General features: G+C 70.8%; 17 protein-coding genes. 13 read left to right on the forward strand and 4 right to left on the reverse strand.

Annotated features, from left to right (window positions below; all coding sequences use genetic code 11):
- The 6 genes from ACFW9O_RS20175 to ACFW9O_RS20200 form a co-directional block, all read left to right on the forward strand.
- Nucleotides 1–667 (forward strand): peptidoglycan-binding protein (locus ACFW9O_RS20175; protein WP_384611018.1); only part of this gene is annotated, 667 nt, incomplete at its 5' end.
- Nucleotides 667–2,550, forward strand: coding sequence for a PhoX family protein (locus tag ACFW9O_RS20180; RefSeq protein WP_384611019.1), 1,884 nt, complete (start codon nt 667–669; stop codon nt 2,548–2,550). The genes ACFW9O_RS20175 and ACFW9O_RS20180, both read left to right, overlap by 1 nt.
- 167 nt (nt 2,551–2,717) lie before the next feature.
- Nucleotides 2,718–3,170: a peptidoglycan-binding protein gene (locus ACFW9O_RS20185; RefSeq protein WP_384611021.1), complete on the forward strand. Its 453-nt coding sequence runs from the start codon at nt 2,718–2,720 to the stop codon at nt 3,168–3,170.
- Between the two features lie 52 nt (nt 3,171–3,222).
- A complete protein-coding gene (locus ACFW9O_RS20190) occupies nt 3,223–3,675 on the forward strand; it encodes a peptidoglycan-binding protein (protein ID WP_384611022.1) in 453 nt (150 codons plus the stop codon).
- A 98-nt stretch (nt 3,676–3,773) separates the two neighbouring features.
- The gene (locus ACFW9O_RS20195; RefSeq protein WP_384611024.1) at nt 3,774–4,232 is read left to right on the forward strand and encodes a peptidoglycan-binding protein; all 459 of its coding nucleotides are present in this window, start codon (nt 3,774–3,776) and stop codon (nt 4,230–4,232) included.
- Between the two features lie 252 nt (nt 4,233–4,484).
- A complete protein-coding gene (locus ACFW9O_RS20200; protein ID WP_384611025.1) occupies nt 4,485–5,510 on the forward strand; it encodes an ArsR family transcriptional regulator in 1,026 nt (341 codons plus the stop codon).
- Between the two features lie 7 nt (nt 5,511–5,517).
- Here ACFW9O_RS20200 and ACFW9O_RS20205 read toward each other — a convergent pair whose 3' ends face one another.
- Entirely contained in the window at nt 5,518–6,264 is a 747-nt protein-coding gene (locus ACFW9O_RS20205; protein WP_384611027.1) for a hypothetical protein, read from the reverse strand.
- 104 nt (nt 6,265–6,368) lie between these two features.
- Here ACFW9O_RS20205 and ggt point away from each other — a divergent pair, with 104 nt between their 5' ends.
- Both ggt and ACFW9O_RS20215 read left to right on the forward strand, forming a co-directional pair.
- Complete coding sequence (gene ggt, locus ACFW9O_RS20210; protein WP_384611028.1) at nt 6,369–8,174, forward strand: gamma-glutamyltransferase; 1,806 nt, start codon at nt 6,369–6,371, stop codon at nt 8,172–8,174.
- A 155-nt stretch (nt 8,175–8,329) separates the two neighbouring features.
- The gene (locus ACFW9O_RS20215; protein ID WP_384611030.1) at nt 8,330–9,037 is read left to right on the forward strand and encodes a glycoside hydrolase family 75 protein; all 708 of its coding nucleotides are present in this window, start codon (nt 8,330–8,332) and stop codon (nt 9,035–9,037) included.
- A gap of 39 nt (nt 9,038–9,076) precedes the next feature.
- On the opposite strand, the gene map is transcribed toward ACFW9O_RS20215, so the two are convergent.
- On the reverse strand, nt 9,077–9,844 hold the full coding sequence (map, locus tag ACFW9O_RS20220; RefSeq protein WP_351175978.1) for a type I methionyl aminopeptidase: 768 nt from the start codon (nt 9,842–9,844) through the stop codon (nt 9,077–9,079).
- A gap of 41 nt (nt 9,845–9,885) precedes the next feature.
- Here map and ACFW9O_RS20225 point away from each other — a divergent pair, with 41 nt between their 5' ends.
- The 5 genes from ACFW9O_RS20225 (at nt 9,886) to ACFW9O_RS20245 (ending at nt 14,702) form a co-directional block, all read left to right on the forward strand.
- Complete coding sequence (locus tag ACFW9O_RS20225; RefSeq protein ID WP_384611032.1) at nt 9,886–10,233, forward strand: helix-turn-helix domain-containing protein; 348 nt, start codon at nt 9,886–9,888, stop codon at nt 10,231–10,233.
- 20 nt (nt 10,234–10,253) lie between these two features.
- The gene (locus tag ACFW9O_RS20230; RefSeq protein ID WP_351175974.1) at nt 10,254–10,634 is read left to right on the forward strand and encodes a PPOX class F420-dependent oxidoreductase; all 381 of its coding nucleotides are present in this window, start codon (nt 10,254–10,256) and stop codon (nt 10,632–10,634) included.
- A gap of 131 nt (nt 10,635–10,765) precedes the next feature.
- Nucleotides 10,766–12,133 carry a hypothetical protein gene (locus tag ACFW9O_RS20235; protein ID WP_384611034.1) on the forward strand — a complete coding sequence of 456 codons (1,368 nt, stop codon included), beginning with the start codon at nt 10,766–10,768 and terminating at the stop codon, nt 12,131–12,133.
- A gap of 107 nt (nt 12,134–12,240) precedes the next feature.
- Complete coding sequence (locus ACFW9O_RS20240; protein WP_384611036.1) at nt 12,241–12,966, forward strand: hypothetical protein; 726 nt, start codon at nt 12,241–12,243, stop codon at nt 12,964–12,966.
- Nucleotides 12,967–13,148: 182 nt separating this feature from the next.
- Nucleotides 13,149–14,702 (forward strand): alpha/beta hydrolase, encoded by a 1,554-nt coding sequence (locus ACFW9O_RS20245; protein ID WP_384611037.1) that lies wholly within the window; start codon nt 13,149–13,151, stop codon nt 14,700–14,702.
- 80 nt (nt 14,703–14,782) lie between these two features.
- Here the strand turns inward: ACFW9O_RS20245 and ACFW9O_RS20250 are convergent, their stop codons facing one another.
- Both ACFW9O_RS20250 and ACFW9O_RS20255 read right to left on the reverse strand, forming a co-directional pair.
- The gene (locus ACFW9O_RS20250) at nt 14,783–15,355 is read right to left on the reverse strand and encodes a S1 RNA-binding domain-containing protein (protein WP_384611039.1); all 573 of its coding nucleotides are present in this window, start codon (nt 15,353–15,355) and stop codon (nt 14,783–14,785) included.
- 114 nt (nt 15,356–15,469) lie between these two features.
- Nucleotides 15,470–16,078, reverse strand: a complete 609-nt coding sequence (locus tag ACFW9O_RS20255; protein WP_384611040.1) for a hypothetical protein — start codon at nt 16,076–16,078, stop codon at nt 15,470–15,472.
- Nucleotides 16,079–16,128 lie beyond the last annotated feature (50 nt).

Consider the following 16,128-nt stretch of genomic DNA (forward strand, 5'->3'; position numbering starts at 1 on the left):
CCTGGGCCACACGCCGCAGTTGGACGTCGACGGTACTTTCGGACCGCTGACCAACGCCGGAGTGAAGTGGCTCCAGGCCAAGGTCGGCGTCGGCGCCGACGGACTCTGGGGACCGGCCACCGAAGCCGCGTACGTGGCGTACACCGGAGGGACGGCCGACGCGGACGGTGGGTTGACCGGCATCCGGTCGGTCAGGGCTCAGCAGCACGCCGTCAACGGCCTCGGTCACACGCCGCAGCTGGACGTCGACGGCCTCTTCGGCCCCAGGACCGAATCAGGAGTGAAGTGGCTCCAGGCCAAGGTCGGCGCCGACGCCGACGGCCTGTGGGGCCCCGCCACCGAAGCCGCCTACAACCGGTACCAGGGGGGTGCGGGACTGGCCGTGGACGGCGGCTTCGGCCCGGCCACCGTCCAGGAGCTGCAGTACGCGATCGGCGCCACCGCCGACGGCTCCTGGGGGCCGGATTCCAAGCGCGCCCTGCAGCAGCACCTCAACACCTGGGCCGATGCCGGCCTGGTCGTGGACGGCGATTTCGGTCCGGCCTCGGTGAAGGCCCTGCAGGGTCACCTCAACAAGATGATCGGCGCCGGCCTGACCGTGGACGGCGACTGGGGCTCGGGAACCACCAAGGCCCTGCAGACCGCGCTCAACCAGGGGAGGTTCTGATGCGGGACGATGCGACGGGCGCCGCGGACACCACAGGCTCCACGGACGACCGGGCAACAGGGCTGTCCCGAAGGCGCGTTGTCACGGGCGGAGTCCTGGCCGCCGCCGGTCTCCTCGGCCTGGGGACTTCGGGGGCCGCCGCCCTGCCGACGGCCGCGGGCGCGTCCGCCGGGCGGTCCGGTGCGGCGCCCCGGTGGATGTCGTCCTTCACCGCGGTGGCGGCCGGCGAAGCGGATGCCGTCACGGTTCCCGCCGGTTGCACCGCCGACGTGCTCGCCCCCTGGGGGCAGCCCGTACGCGCGGCCGGGCCACCGTGGCGGGCGGACGGGAGCGGTACGGCGGCCGAGCAGGCACAGCAGGTCGGCAGCCACCATCACGGCGTCCAGTTCTTTCCCCTGGGTGACGGCGCCACGGGGAACCGCCGCGGTCTTCTGGTGATCAGCCACGAGGCGACCGACCCCGAACTGCTCGGCGGCGGTGCCGACAAGGCGGTCGCCGCGCAGGGCCTCACGGTGCTGGAGGTACGCGAGTCCGGAGGCGTGTGGAAGGCCGTGGATTCGGCGTACAACCGGAGGATCACGGGCGACTCACCGGTCCGGTTCTCCGGTCCCGTGAAGGTCGACGGCAGGTCACGAGGCGTGCTGGCCTGCGGCGGCCAGGGCATCACTCCCTGGGGTACCTACTTGGCGGCGGAGGAGAACTTCAACGCCGTCTTCGGCACCGACGAGCCCGACTGGCGACGCGGCGAGGAGCACGTCAGGTACGGCTTGTCCGCCGACGGCTTCGGCCACCCCTGGCACCGTGCCGACCCGCGATTCGACCTCGCCGCTCGTGAGGCGAGACCGGACGGGTTCGGCTGGATCGTGGAGCTGGACCCCCGCGATCCGTCCGCCGTCCCGGTCAAGCGGACCGCGCTCGGACGCTTCATGCACGGCGGCGCCACTGTGACCGAGGCCGCCGGACGCCTCGTGGTCTACAGCACTGACTCCGAGGACGGCGAGTACCTCTACAAGTACGTGAGCGCGGACAGCTGGCGCCGGCTGCGCGACCGGGGCAGGAGCCCGCTGGACCACGGCACGCTCTACGCGGCGAGGATCTCCCCCGACGGCGTCGGCCGGTGGCTGCCGCTCCGACACGGGCACGGCCCGCTGACCCGTGACAAGGGCTGGTACGACCAGGCAGACGTCCTGGTGCGGGCCAGGATGGCAGCGGACGCCCTCGGAGCCACTCCCCTCGCCCGGCCCGAGCGAGTTGCGGTGAGCCCCCTCGACGGCGAGGTGTACCTGGCCCTGGCCAACAGCACGGGTGGCTTCCCGTGTTCGGGCGGGACCGGGGACGACACGGCGGCAGGGGCGTGCGCGCGTGGCGCCGATCCCTACGGGCGCGTCATCCGCTGGCGCGAGGAGGCGGACGACGGTACGACACCCTCCTTCCGCTGGGAGGAGTTCCTCGTCGCCGGTGACCCGGACCTGTCCGCCGACGGCGCGTTCGCCGCTCCCAAGGGCCTCTGGTTCGGCGCGGACGGAACGCTCTGGATCTCCACCGGTGTCTCCGGCCACGCCCTGAACGGCACGGCGGCCGCCTACCGGGCCGCCGGGAACAACGCCCTGCTGGCCGCCGATCCCACGACCAGGAAGGTTCGCCGCCTCCTCACCGCCCCGCGCGGCGCCGAGGTCACCGGAGTCACCGCCACCCCTGACGGACAGACGCTCTTCGTGAACATCCAGCACCCCGGCGAGCGCACCGCCCGGTGGGGCGCCCCGGACGCCGCCGACCCCGGTGCGGTCAGCACCTGGCCGTCCGGACTGCCGGGAAGCCGCCCCCGCTCCGCCACCGTCGCCGTCCACCCGGTCCGAAATCCGCGTCGAAAGGAATCGGCATGACCATCAAGCCTGTCCCGTCCCGGTCCCGGAAAGCGGTGAGACGCCCAGGTCACACGGGTGACACCGTCCCGCCGTCCCACCCGGCAGCGTTCCGTCACGGGCGTTCCGAGCGCCCTGACGGTGTCGCTCCCGTCACCGATGAACCGAACGAACGAAAGGAAGAACGTATGCGACCGAACGTCATGACGAGGTCGATCGTCAGCGCCACCGCCGTGGCCGGGCTGGCGATCGGGACCCTCGCGGGTGCCGGGACCAGTTTCGCGGCCTCCGCACCGGCGGCCCCGCCGGCGGTGAGCGCCGAGGCCTTCGGCACCCTCGCGACGAACAACCTCGGCCTCACCAGCAAGCAGGCGAAGGGCATCCAGCGCTGGCTGACGGGCTGGGGCTACACCGGAGACATCGACGGACTGCTGGGAACCAACAGCTGGAAGGCGATGCAGAACTACCTGGCGGCGCAGTGGGACTACAACGACTCGATCGACGGGATCCCCGGCCCCAACACGATCAAGGCGCTGCAACGGTTCCTGAGTGAGCACTCCCAGTACACGGGTCCGATCGACGGCATCGCCGGGCCGGGCACCAGGGCCGCGTGGTCGAACTGGGCCAACTTCATCGGCTGATCCGCGCTCACGTCACCGATCGACCGAACGAACGAAACGAAGGGGAGAACGCATGCGACCGAGCCTCATGACGAGGTCGATCGTCAGCGCCACCGCCGTGGCCGGGCTGGCGATCGGGACCCTCGCCGGTGCCGGCACCAGCTTCGCGGCCTCCGCACCAGCGACCCAGCCGGCGCTGAGCGCCCAGGCCTTCGGCGCCCTCGCGACGAACAACCTCGGCCTGACCAGCAGGCAGGCCAAGGACGTCCAGCTCTGGCTGCGGTGGAACCATGAGTACACCGGTTCCATCGACGGACTGCTGGGCACCAACAGCTGGAAGGCGATGCAGCGCCACTTGGCGGAGGACTGGGAATACAAGGACTCGATCGACGGGATCCCCGGCCCCAACACGATCAAGGCGCTGCAGCGCATGCTGCGGGACCACGGCTACAACGGTCCGATCGACGGCATCGCCGGGGACGTCACCAGGGCCGCGTTCGCGAAGTTCGCCGACATCCACGGCTGATCCGTACGCGCCTGCCTCACCTCTTCACGGGGGAGGTGAGGCAGGCGCGCTCCCGTTCAGCCAGCCGCAGACGACCGAACGAACGAAGGGAAGAACGCATGCGACCGAGCGTGGTGACGAGGTCGATCGTCAGTGTCACCGCTGTTGCCGGGTTGGCAGTCGGGACACTCGCGGGTGCCGGCACCAGCTTCGCGGCCTCCGCACCAGCGACCCAGCCGGCGGTGAGCGCCCAGGCCTTCGGCGCCCTCGCGACGAACAACCTCGGCCTGACCGGCGCGCAGGCCGAGAACCTCCAGTGGTGGCTGTCCATGCACTACAGCTACACCGGCCCCATCGACGGGCTGTTGGGCACGAACAGTTGGAAGGCGCTGCAGCGCCACCTGCGGACGAACTGGGACTACGAAGACGCGATCGACGGGATCGCAGGCCCCCACACGATCAAGGCGCTGCAGCGGTACCTGAAGGACCTCTGGGGCTACACGGGTCCGATCGACGGCATCGCCGGTCCGGGCACCAGGACCGCGTTCGCGAAGTTCGCCGGCTCCGTCGGCGGCTGATCCGTAGCTGCCTGCCTCACCTCCTCACGGGGGAGGTGAGGCAGGCGCGCTCGTCGCTTCCGGCGCACCACCGGCTGTACCCGAAACCCGCGTCGTCCACGTGCAGGCGCCAATGAGCAGGCGCGGCAATCTCGTTGAACCCCTGTTTATCGTCTCTTGATTCCAGCTACCTACGATCGTCCGGCGGATCCCGCGCCGAACGAAACACTGGTGCGCTGTAGAGCAAGAGCCGAACTCAACTGGGGGAACGACATGCTCCGCATTCACTTCACCGATGTGGATCTCGCGAGGACCCGGCTCGCCTCCGCTCCCGATCCGCTCTTCGAGATCGCCGCGAGCCTGCACCGGTTCCAGACCCGGAGGGGAAGGTGGGCCTTCGACGGGTGGTACCGCACGACACGGCAACAACTGCGGGAGAAGGGGCTGGAGCGCGCCCTGCGAAGTGTTCTGCTGCCCTTGTATCCGAGGGCCGCGTACTATCCGGATTTCCTCACCCCGGTCGGGGCGTTGGACGGACTGGATGTGGGACTGGAGTCGATTCTGGCCACGTCCGGGCAACGGGTCATGGCGGAGATGGCCATCCTCGACCGGATCGTCGGAGCACCCGCGTGGGCCGGGCAACTGACCGGACTGGAAGCGCGCAAGGAGTTCGTGGGGGTGCTGCGCGCGTACTACGAGGTCGTCGTCGCCCCCCACAAGGAGCAGGTGCGTGCGCGTGTCGAGGCCGAGCGGGCGGCACGCTGCCGTGGGTTTCTCGACGGCGGAGTGGAGGGCATGCTCTCGGGGCTGGGGCCCATGCTGCGCTGGCGCCCGCCCGTCCTGGAGGTCGCGTACCCGAGGCAGGCCGATGACCGGGACCTGCACCTGAACGGCCGTGGGCTCACTCTCGTCCCTTCGTACTTCAACTGGGGCGAGCCGGTTGCCTTCGCCGACCCGGGACTGCCGCCCGTGGTCTGGTACTCGCTGCTCCACGAGCCCGAGGTCCGCTCCGTGGCCGGCAGCGCTCCCGAGCAGTCCCTGACCAATGTGCTCGGACGTGCCCGAGCGGTCGCCCTGCGCGCCGCGTCCGCCGGTGCCACGACCGGCGAGATCGCCCGTGCGGCCGGAGTTTCGGCCTCCGCCGCCAGCAGGCACGCCACCGCGTTGCGCGACGCGGGACTCGTCACCACCGTTCGGAACGGCCCGACCGTGCTGCACACCCTCACCCCCACGGGCGCATCCCTGCTGCGCGCCGCCATGCGCAAGGCTGAGGCCGACCTCACGGGCACCGTCGTCTGAGCGGGCCTCAGTCGGTCGCCCGGTGCGAGGCGGGGGGTGCGACGGGGAGCGGGGCCTGCGCGGTGCGCGTCACATCGCCGATGAGCTCCACCACATCGGGCCCGTACGCATGGGTGTTGACCACCTTCAGCAGCAGGACGAAGCTGTTGTTACGGTGCTTGCGCTGGAGCTTCTCGTAGTTGCGGGCGAGGTAACGCGAGGCCGCCTGATTGGTGATGGCGCGCTGTCCGCAGAACAGGAAGACGGGACGGGCGTCCTGACCACCCGTCAGTCGCGCGAGCAGGACGTGCTCGGCGACGCCGGACTCCAGGCGGTAGCGTTCCGATCCCACCTGGAAGGCGGCGCGGTCCGGACCGGGCTCGGGATCCGTGTTGACCTTCACGCCGGGCAGCAGGGACTGCAGGTGGGCGGCCATCCGCCGGTTCGACACCGGGCCGCCGACACAGAACTCCGTACGCTCACCGAACCCTTGCTGGGTCACGTCGTGGGACACGATCTGCGCATGGGCCTGGCAGTCCTTGATCAGCGCCGAGAGTTCGAGCAGGGCGAAGACGTCGTGACGGTGGACAGCGCCGTCGCCGCCGGCCTCACGATTCACCACGAGCATGCACTCGGAGTTCCCGGGCAGTCCGAAGAAGGCCTGCTTTCGGCGGAGTCTGCGCCGCCACAGGTAGGTACGGGCGATCCAGCCCAGGGAGGCGCTGAGCCCCGCGGCTATGAGACCCAGCACGATGTTGCGCACGTCGTCAGTCATGGGCGGGCATATTAGCGGTCGTCCGAGTCCGTGTCCGAGGCGGTCCTGTGGATCCGGGCGGGGCGGCGTTACCCTGCGCGGACGATCCTTCACTGGAGGTACGGATGCGTCGTTCCGTCGGCCGGAATGTGTCGTTCTTGAGCGTCATCGCTGTCATCGGTTCGCTGGGTGCCGCGGCGCCGGCGGCATCGGAACCGTCCGGACCACCACCCAAGTCGCCTGTCGCGGTGGGATACGGGGGAGCGGTGGCGAGCGTCGACGCGGACGCCTCGGCGGCCGGGATCGAGGTGCTCCGCAAGGGGGGCAACGCGGTCGACGCGGCCGTGGCGACCGCGGCGGCGCTGGGTGTCACCGAGCCCTACTCGGCGGGCATCGGCGGCGGAGGCTACTTCGTCCTGTACGACGCCGAGAAGCGCACCGTGCGGACCATCGACGGCCGTGAGACCGCGCCGCGCAGCGCGGACTCCTCGCTCTTCCTGGAGAACGGGAAGCCGATCCCGTTCAGCGACGCCGTCACCAGCGGCCTCGGAGTCGGTACCCCCGGCACCCCGGCCACCTGGGAGAAGGCCCTGGACGCCTGGGGCAGCAAGCCGCTGCGGCACCTGCTGAAGCCGGCCGAGCGCCTCGCCCGCGACGGATTCGTCGTGGACGCGACCTTCCGCTCACAGACCGCGGCGAACCAGGCGCGGTTCGCCGACTTCCCCGCGTCCGCGGAGCTCTTCCTGCCCGACGGACAGCTGCCCGTGGTCGGATCGGTGTTCAAGAACCCCGATCTCGCGCGTACGTACGAGACGTTGGGCCGCGAAGGCATCGACGAGCTGTACCGCGGCGGGCTGGCCGAGGACATCGTGGAGACGGTACGCAAGCCCCCCGTCGACCCGGCCGCCACCCGCGTGGTCCGTCCGGGGGATCTGACGGCGGAGGACCTGAAGTCGTACCGCGCCCTGCGCCAGGCCCCCACCAAGATCGGCTACCGCGGCCTCGACGTCTACGGCATCGCGCCCTCCTCGTCCGGTGGTACGAGCGTGGGCGAGGCGCTCAACATCCTTGAGTCTACGGACCTTTCGAAGGCGAGCCAGGCGCAGTACCTGCACCGGCTCATCGAGGCGAGCAGGATCGCCTTCGCCGACCGGGGGCGCTGGCTCGGCGATCCCGCGTTCGAGGACGTGCCGACACGGGAGCTGCTCAGCCAGCGCTTCGCCGACTCGCGCGAGTGCCTGATCAAGGACGACGCCGTGCTCACCAGCCCGCTCGCGCCGGGCGACCCCCGTAACCCCGTCCCGTGCGCCGCCGGGGACGCCGCGGCCCCGACGACGTTCGAGGGTGAGAACACGACGCATCTGACCGCCGCCGACCGGTGGGGCAATGTCGTGGCGTACACACTGACCATCGAATCGACGGGCGGCAGCGGCATCACGGTGCCGGGGCGCGGCTTCCTGCTCAACAACGAACTGACGGACTTCTCCTTCGCGCCCGCCGGCCCGGCGGTCCACGACCCGAACCTTCCCGGGCCGGGCAAGCGCCCGCGGTCGTCGATCTCGCCGACCATCGTGCTGGAGCACGGCAAGCCCGTACTGGCCCTGGGATCGCCGGGCGGTGCGACGATCATCACCACCGTGCTGCAGTCGCTGACCGGGCACGTGGACCGGGGGCTGCCGCTCGTCGAAGCGATCGCGGCGCCCCGTGCCAGTCAGCGCAACTCGGCCACGACCGAGATCGAACCAGGGCTGTGGGACAGCAGGGTGCGCGGGGAGCTGGAATCGCTCGGCCACGTCTTCCGGCTGAACCCGGAGATCGGGGCGGCCACGGGCGTCCAGCGGCTGCCCGACGGGCGCTGGCTCGCAGCTGCGGAAAAGGTGCGGCGGGGCGGCGGCTCGGCCATGGTGGTGCATCCGAGCGGACGTTCATGACCGATCGGCAGTAGCAGTGCCCTCGGGGCCGGTACGACGCGCTCAACCGCGTCGTACCGGCCCCGAGGTGTGACGCGGACGGGGCCGACCCGGCCGCGTCGGCAAGGAAGGGCCCACCGGGCTCCTTCGCGTCCAGTGAAAGGGCATCCCCCACGGTGCGTACACGAATGCTCGTTCCCTCCGTCGTCTCAGGTGCCGCTCTGCTCGCCGCCGCGGCCTTTCCGGCCGCGGCTCTCCCCGCCGTCGCCGGCGGCCACGGCGGGGAGACCGGGACGGACGCGGTGAGCGCTGCCGAGCTGCTGGCGCGGGTGAAGACCTGCACCCCGATCTCGCACGGGAAGTACCGAACGGACCAGGGCGGGCCGGCGAAGGTGCCGGTGTGCGGGACGAAGGGAGCCGTGTTCTGGGAGGCGGACATGGACATCGACTGCGACGGCCGGGTCACCGCCGCCTGCAGCAGGAAGACCGACCCCTCCTTCCTGCCCGACACGGCGTTCCAGACCTCGGACGGCAAGCCCCTGGACTCCGCCCGGCTGCCGTACGTCGTCGTGCCCGGCCCCGGCCCGATCTGGAACTACACCAGCTCCCAGATCGCGGGCGGCGGCGTGGCCGCCGTCATCTACCGCGGAAAGGTCCAGTACGCCGTCGTCGGGGACACCGGTCCCACCGGGATCATCGGCGAGGCGTCGTACGCCGCCGCGGAGGCACTCGGTATCGATCCCGACCCGAAGACCGGCGGCACCGCGTCCGGCGTCACCTACATCCTGTTCAAGAACTCCCGGGTGTCGCCGATCGAGAGCCCCGAAGCGGCCGTCACCGCCGGCCGGGAGCTGGCCCGGAAGTTCGTCGCCGACGGGGCCTGACGCGGAGGTCCGGCTCGCGGTCCCGCGGCCGGCCGACGCTCAGAGCGCCGTCAGGATCCTGGGGCCGCTGTCCGTGATGGCCACCGTGTGCTCGGCGTGGGCGGCCCGGCTGCCGTCGGTCGTGCGGAGGGTCCAGCCGTCCGGGTCCGGACGGAAGTCGTCGCGGCCGCTGCCGATCAGCATCGGTTCGATGGCGATCACCATCCCGTGCCGCAACGGCATGCCGCGGCCTGCCGGCCCCTCGTTCGGCACGGACGGGTCCTCGTGCATCGTCCGGCCCACACCGTGGCCGCCGAAGTCCTCCATGATGCCGTAGCCGGCGTCCCGGCACACGGTGCCGATCGCGTGGGCGATGTCGCCGATCCGGTTGCCGACGCGCGCCGCCGCGATGCCGGCGTCCAGGGCCGCGAAGGCCGTGTCGATCAGCCGGGTGTCGGCGGGGCGGGCACGGCCGACGGTGAAGCTGACCGCCGAGTCGCCGACCCAGCCGTTCAGCGTCGCGCCCGCGTCGATGCTCACCAGATCGCCGTCGCGGAGCCGGTAGTCGGTCGGGATGCCGTGCACGATCGCGTCGTTGACGGACGCGCAGATCACGCCGGGGAACGGGGTGGGGGCGAAGTGCGGACGGTAGTTGAGGAACGGCGAGGTGGCCCCCGCCTCCCGCAGGATCTCGTGCGCGGTCGCATCGAGCTCGCGCAGCGATACGCCGACCACGGCCGCCTTCTGTACGGAAGTGAGCACCTGCGCGACGACCCGGCCGGCCTCACGCATGGCTTCGATATGTGTGTCTGTCTTGAGCTGCACCATGCCAATTACTATACCGGTCGAAGCGGTATTACAATGACGGCATGGTACGGACACCCCTGACCCCCGAAGAGCGACGCCGCGGCGAGCGGCTCGGCGAGCTGCTGCGCGAGGCGCGCGGCGGACGCAGCATGGTCGCGGTCGCCGCGAGCGCCGGAATCTCGGCCGAGACGCTCCGCAAGATCGAGACGGGCCGGGCCCCCACCCCCGCCTTCTTCACCGTGGCGGCGGTGGCGGGCGTTCTCGGGCTGTCGATGGACGACGTGATGGCGCGGTGCGCACCCGAGCCGGATCCGGTGGCCGGACCGCTGACGGTGTCCCGGCCCGTACCCGCGTCCGGACCGCTCCCAGGGGCGCTGCCCGCAGCGGGGTCGCTGCCGCTCACGGCGTAGGGCGGAGTAGGGTCACGCCCGTGACTCTCCAGGACTTCGCCCGCAGCGAGTACGTCAGCCTGACCACGTACCGGAAGGACGGCACGCCCGTCGCCACGCCCGTCTGGGCCGCGGCGGACGGCGACGTCCTGTACGTCTGGACGCGAAGCGATTCGTGGAAGGTGAAGCGGCTGCGCAACGACCCCCGGGTCGTCGTCACCGTGTGCGACGTCCGCGGCCGGATCGCCGAGGGCGCGCCGAGCGCCGAAGGGACCGCGCGCCTCCTCGACGGGACGGAGATGGCGGGGGTGCGCAAGCTGCTGGCCCGCAAGTACACCTGGAAGTTCTGGATCGTGGACTGGCCCGCCATGGTCTTTCGGCTCGGAAAGCGCCCCCACACCGGGATCGCCGTCACCTTCTGAGGGGCGTGCGCCACCCGTCCCGCGCTCCGGACGCACCACGCCCGAAAAGCTCGCGTAGCCCGCCTGTAACACGCCTGCGATCGAATGCCAGCGGACTGGAATGTTCCAGTCGGCAGTCGGTGAGGGCGACGGTGACAGTGCATCAACATGCGTGGGACGTAAGGAATTTCGCACAGTACTTAAGAGGTCTTGCGGCCCTGCTCGATCCGGGGCAGGGCTGGTACGGGGTCTTCTGCGGGCGCGATCCGGAGGGCATGCGCGCCTGCTTCGACGGCGTGGAGGTGCCCCCCTGGGACGTGGTCGAATCACTCCTCCAGGACCTCGCCGTGGCCCGTGGCAACGAAGTCGCCGCGCAGGAATCCGTACGGGCCGCCGCGCTGTACACCGCCTCCGCCGGTGCGCACGACCGGCGGCCGGGCGGACGGCAGGCCCTCGTCGACCGCCTTGGGCTCATGCTCAGGGAACAGGCCCGTGCCGCACAGCAGTTGCGGGTGTCCGGGGGCGACAGGGCGCACGCGCCGGGTGTGGAGCCTGACGCCCTGGCCTGGGCGCGCGACGACCATGCCCGCGCCACGGCCCGCTGCGCGGAACTCCGCAACCGGCTGGCAGCCGTGGAGAGCACCGTGCCCGACCACTGGTTCCGTGCGGACGGCGACGGGCGCACACCGGAAGCGGAACACGCCGCGAGTACGCCCCTGATTCCCGAACCCCGCCGCCCGTCCGGTACGCGATCCCAGGGCACCGGCCCCGAGCCGGAGGCGCGGCCCGCCCCCAAGCGCAAGAAGCCGCGCGGAGCCCGGTTCGCCGGCCTGGAGCTGGAGGACGATACGGAAGCGGCCCCCGCCCCGTCCGCCGTTCCCGTGCTGCCCGAGCCCTCACGGGCCACCGCCGTACCGCGCGGCGCCCGCTTCGGCGGCGCTCCCGCGGAGGACCCGGCCGCGTCGGCGCCGCAGGCCGCCCCCGACCCGGCCGCCCGCCGCGTCGCCGACGAGGCCGTCGCCCAGCTCGTACGGCTGCGCGCGGAGGGCCGCAGCGGCGAGGCGCATGTGGTGCTCTGCGAGGCGGCGGCCTGGCCGGCCGGGCATCTGCCCGTACTCGCCGAAGCCCTGTACCGGGCCGGTCTGGCCGCCGACTGGGGCACCCTGCTGTGGGAGGTGTCCTCCCAGCCACCTGCCGAACTCGCCGCAGCGGCAGGCGCGTTGGCAGCGGCGGGCCGCGCCGAGGACTGCGGCCAGCTGCTCCGGCAGGGCGTGGCCCGGCCCGCTGCGGAGATCGCCGACGCCGTGGTCGCCCTCGACCGGGCCGGCCTGAAATCCGAGGCACGGGCCCTGCTGGGCGCCTTCGTACGCGTACGGACGGCACAGGACGCCGCGCTGATCGCGGAAGGCGGCCCGAGCCACCTCGTTCCTCAACTGCTCGCCGCCGCCCGGGAGGTGTCCGCGGCGCGGGAGTGGGACCTGGTCCACGCCCTGCGGGTGGCGGGCATCGCATCACCGTAGACCGCACCCGGGACCGTTGTCCCGGGTGCACCTCGCAAGCCGGAGACATCGCCGCGCTCCTCGACCATCCTGGGATTCGGGTTGAGGCCCTGGAGGGAGGGGCCGACGTGTCCCCGTTGGAAGGGAATTGTCGCCAGGTGCTGTCTCGTCTGCGACGCCGCGGGTTCTCGCAGGTGCGGGTGCTGGCGCGGTACGGAATCGGGAGCGAGGAAGCGGAAAAGCTCGGCTGTGCGCCAGGGTTCGAGGTCGCGGGCGCGTTGATCGCAGAGGTTGCTCGTGTGCATCACTTCCTCACCTGGGTTGCTTCCGGTGAAAGCCGAATTCCGGGCGGAGCGGCAGCGTTGGTGGCAACTGCCTGGGAAGAGTCCGAAGCCGGTGGTCGTCAATGGATCCAGTGGTGCGCGGAGGACCTCGGCCATATTCATTCGAGTGAGTGGTACTCAAGCGATCGGCGGTCCACCCCGGAGTGCGGTGACGGGCAACTCGGTGAATTGTTGCGTGCCGGCGACGCGGCGCTGAAGGCCGGCCTGTGGCGCGTGCCCGTACAGAGGACTCCGGAACAGACCGCCCATGCACTGCTCCTCGCCGGCATGGAGGAGATTCACGCCCTCGCCCGTGGTGGGCTGCCGCTGCCGCAGGGAGGTGGTGACCATGGAGGAGAGGGGCCGTGGTCGCGCATCGAGACGGTTTCGGATACCTGCCACAGGATTCCGATCCCCAGCGAGATTCCTCGCCCTTTTCGCTCGCTGGTCATCCGCAGAGGGCTGCGCTCGGCCTTCGATGATTCCAGTGAATCAGGAAGGGCCTGGCTGACCGAGATGTTCCTGAACTGACGGCACGTCAGGCGCGCTGAGGAGCGCGGTGTTCGGGCCGACAGCGGAGTCTTCACCGGGTTGGGGATCCGTGACTGTCGGAGGTGGCTTGTACCCTGCACTCATTCGACGATCGGGCGATCACGGGTACGGGCATGCGGGCACGGGGCAGGCGTCCAGGGGCGGGAGCGGCGGGGAACTCGATGAGTGACGCACATCCGATACGAAGCAGCACACCGGGCCTCTCGGCCGGCGCGCGCATCATCGCCGGGGTCGTCCTCGTCGCGATCGGGGCCGTCGGCGCCTGGCTCCAGCACGACGCTCGCGGCCGGAGCGCGGAGCCGCGTACGGAGTTCACCGCGAACAACCCGCCCGCCGGCCTGACCACCGCGCTCACCACCGGCCAGCACCTGCGCTGGTCCCGCTGCACCTCGCCGCCCACCGCGCGCACGGGCTACGACTGCGCCGCCATGAAGGCCCCCCTCGACTACCGGAAACCGGACGGCAGGACGATCGACGTCGCCCTGATCCGCCGCAAGGCCACCGGTCCGAACGCCCGGCGCATCGGCTCGCTCGTCCTCAACTTCGGCGGCCCCGGCGTGTCCGGTGTGAGCGGGCTGCCCGAACGCCTCAACCAGTACAAGCCGCTCCTCGACCGCTACGACCTGATCTCCTTCGACCCGCGCGGCGTTGGGGCGACCCTCCCCGTGCGCTGCGGTAAGACCGCAGACGACACCGGCTACGACGAGGCCGACGCCTGTGCCGAGCACTCCGGGGCGCTCCTCCCGTACATCGGCACCTCGCACACCGCGCGCGACCTCGACCTGATGCGCTACCTCCTCGGCGACGAGCGGCTGCACTACTTCGGGGTCTCGTACGGAACGGCGCTCGGCGCGGTCTACGCCCACCTGTACCCGGCGCACGTCGGGCGGCTCGTCCTCGAAGCGTCCGTCGATCCGACCGAGGACCTCGACGAGGAGCAGGTGTCGCAGGTCAAGGCGGTCCAGGCGGCGTTCGACCGGTTCGCTGCGCACTGCGCGGCCCGTATCCGCAACTGCCCGACCGGCGACGGGCCCGAGGAGGCCGCGCGACGCATGGCGCGCCTGGCCGACCGCCTGGAGAAGAAGCCCGCCCCGGCCGGCGACGGAAGGAACCTCGACGCCGACGACCTCGCGCACGCCGTCAGCGACCATCTCGACTCCGGCACGGACGGCTGGTCGCCGCTCGCCAAGGGCCTCACCGCGCTGATCGACCACAACGACGGCCGTCCGCTGAGCAAGGGCGCGGACGACACCGGCTCCGCCGACCGCGCGGCGACCCCACGCGACAACGGCCGCGCCGCCCTGATCGCGATCACCTGCGCGGACTCCAGCCTGCGCCCCGGCTTCGAACGCCTCGACAGGGACGAGGCTCGCATCAAAGCCGCCTCACCCGTCTTCGGCGCGGCCTGGTCCACCGGCATCTACCTCTGTTACGACTGGCCGTTCGACGGCGAGCGCGCCACGCTCCAGGTGAACGCCGACGGTGCGGCCCCCGTCCTGGTGGTCGGCGGCACCGGCGACCCGACTACCCCGTACCCCGGCGCCCGCCATATGGCCCGCGCCCTGGGCGACGGTGTCGGCGTGCTCCTGACGGCCGAGGAGGAGGGCCACGGCACATACCCGCAGAACCGCTGCGTCACGAAGACGGTCGACCAGTACCTCCGCACGGGCCGCACCCCTGCCCCGGGGACAGTGTGCCGGGGAAGCATGTCCTGAGGCCCGTACGGATGCGCAGGGCGGCCCAGCAGACGTGCAGGAACACTCGCGCAAGGGAACTGCCGCAGGAACGCTGCGCATCACAGGCCGGCCGATGAGCCTTGCCGTCGGGAGAGGGCCAGCCTGCGTCGTTCCCGGTCGACCTCGGTGACGACCACCGTGATCTCGTCGCCGACCTGGACGACATCTGATGGAGTCTCCACCGGTGTCCAGGCGAGCTCCCGTAGGTGAACCAGTCCCTCAATTCCGTCGGCGACCTGGACGAAGACACCGAACGGGATCAGCTTGGTGACCTGGCCGGACAGTTTCTGCCCCACCGCGATGGTGTCGGCGAATACCTCAAAGGGGTCCGGCTGTGTGGCCTTCAAGGACAGTCTGGCTTCCAGGTTCCACGTGTCGAACTGGAGGAACCCGCATGAGACGCGCTGTCCAACCGTCACCACGTCGGAGGCTTCCTCGAAGCGTCGCCAGGACAGTTCGGCGAAGGAGATGAACCCGACGCCGGGAAAGACCGGATGGGCGGGTCCGTCGTCCAGCGCAACGAACACACCGAACCGTTCGATCGCTGAGACCGTGCCGGAAAGCACATTGCCCCAGTGCAACGACTCCAGGAATGCCCAGAGTTCTGGGTTCTCGGACGCCCCACCCATCATCCTCCCAGCCTTTCACAGGGAACTGCGTCGGGGTAGGAAGTGTGCTCACGCTGCGGATACGGGCGCGTTCACGTCGTTCGGCGGCCAGGTAAATGAGAGCGAAACCCCTTGGCCTCAGCCCTGCGGGGGCCCGATGACCCTTTGTCCGATCTGTTCGGCGAGCCACCCCGCCAAGCGCTCATCGTCGCCATCACTACGCCGACGGACGTGGACCAGGACGCTATGCGTGTCCGCGCGGACGTCGAGCTCGACGGAGTCGCAGTTGAGCAGGAGCGTCACCTCGGCGTGTGTGCCCTCGCCGTACACATCGCGTTCCGGCGCTGCCGGCCACACCAGGCAGTCCCAGTGGATCCTGGCCGGATGTGGGCTGACCGCTGAGGCGAAGTGATCTTCGATGCTTCCCACTGGCTGTTCCTGCAGGTGGACAGCGAAGGGCAGGAATTCCTCCACGCGGGCCAGGTCGTCCGGAAGCTCACGGGCAGGAACTCCCCCGAACAGGTCCAGGACTCCCGGCAAAGGATCGACGGGTGCCGTCCAGCTCGTGAAACCCGCCTCGGGGAGGGCATCACGGATCCGCCTCGCCTCGGTCAGGGTAGGCACCTGCGCCTCCACCGACACGTCGGAGAACGACTGGACACCAAACGCCACCATCTGTTGAGCCACCCTCAGTGCCAGGGCTCGGTCGGGCGTACGGAAGACGGGGTAGGAGATGCCGTTGGACATGCGAGGACTCTGACACGGCCCCGTGCACGCGGTCCTACGGATTCTCGGGC

It is taken from the genome of Streptomyces sp. NPDC059499 (assembly GCF_042749285.1).
Lineage (GTDB): Bacteria > Actinomycetota > Actinomycetes > Streptomycetales > Streptomycetaceae > Streptomyces.

Bases quoted from the DNA above. Each gene is read 5' to 3' on its own strand.
- map (WP_351175978.1), bottom strand. From the start codon at position 9,844: ATGGTGCAGCTCAAGACAGACACACATATCGAAGCCATGCGTGAGGCC.
- ACFW9O_RS20190 (WP_384611022.1), top strand. From the start codon at position 3,223: ATGCGACCGAGCCTCATGACGAGGTCGATCGTCAGCGCCACCGCCGTG.
- ACFW9O_RS20195 (WP_384611024.1), top strand. From the start codon at position 3,774: ATGCGACCGAGCGTGGTGACGAGGTCGATCGTCAGTGTCACCGCTGTT.
- ACFW9O_RS20250 (WP_384611039.1), bottom strand. From the start codon at position 15,355: ATGATGGGTGGGGCGTCCGAGAACCCAGAACTCTGGGCATTCCTGGAG.
- ACFW9O_RS20200 (WP_384611025.1), top strand. From the start codon at position 4,485: ATGCTCCGCATTCACTTCACCGATGTGGATCTCGCGAGGACCCGGCTC.
- ACFW9O_RS20225 (WP_384611032.1), top strand. From the start codon at position 9,886: ATGGTACGGACACCCCTGACCCCCGAAGAGCGACGCCGCGGCGAGCGG.
- ACFW9O_RS20180 (WP_384611019.1), top strand. From the start codon at position 667: ATGCGGGACGATGCGACGGGCGCCGCGGACACCACAGGCTCCACGGAC.
- ACFW9O_RS20185 (WP_384611021.1), top strand. From the start codon at position 2,718: ATGCGACCGAACGTCATGACGAGGTCGATCGTCAGCGCCACCGCCGTG.
- ACFW9O_RS20205 (WP_384611027.1), bottom strand. From the start codon at position 6,264: ATGACTGACGACGTGCGCAACATCGTGCTGGGTCTCATAGCCGCGGGG.
- ggt (WP_384611028.1), top strand. From the start codon at position 6,369: ATGCGTCGTTCCGTCGGCCGGAATGTGTCGTTCTTGAGCGTCATCGCT.
- ACFW9O_RS20255 (WP_384611040.1), bottom strand. From the start codon at position 16,078: ATGTCCAACGGCATCTCCTACCCCGTCTTCCGTACGCCCGACCGAGCC.
- ACFW9O_RS20245 (WP_384611037.1), top strand. From the start codon at position 13,149: ATGAGTGACGCACATCCGATACGAAGCAGCACACCGGGCCTCTCGGCC.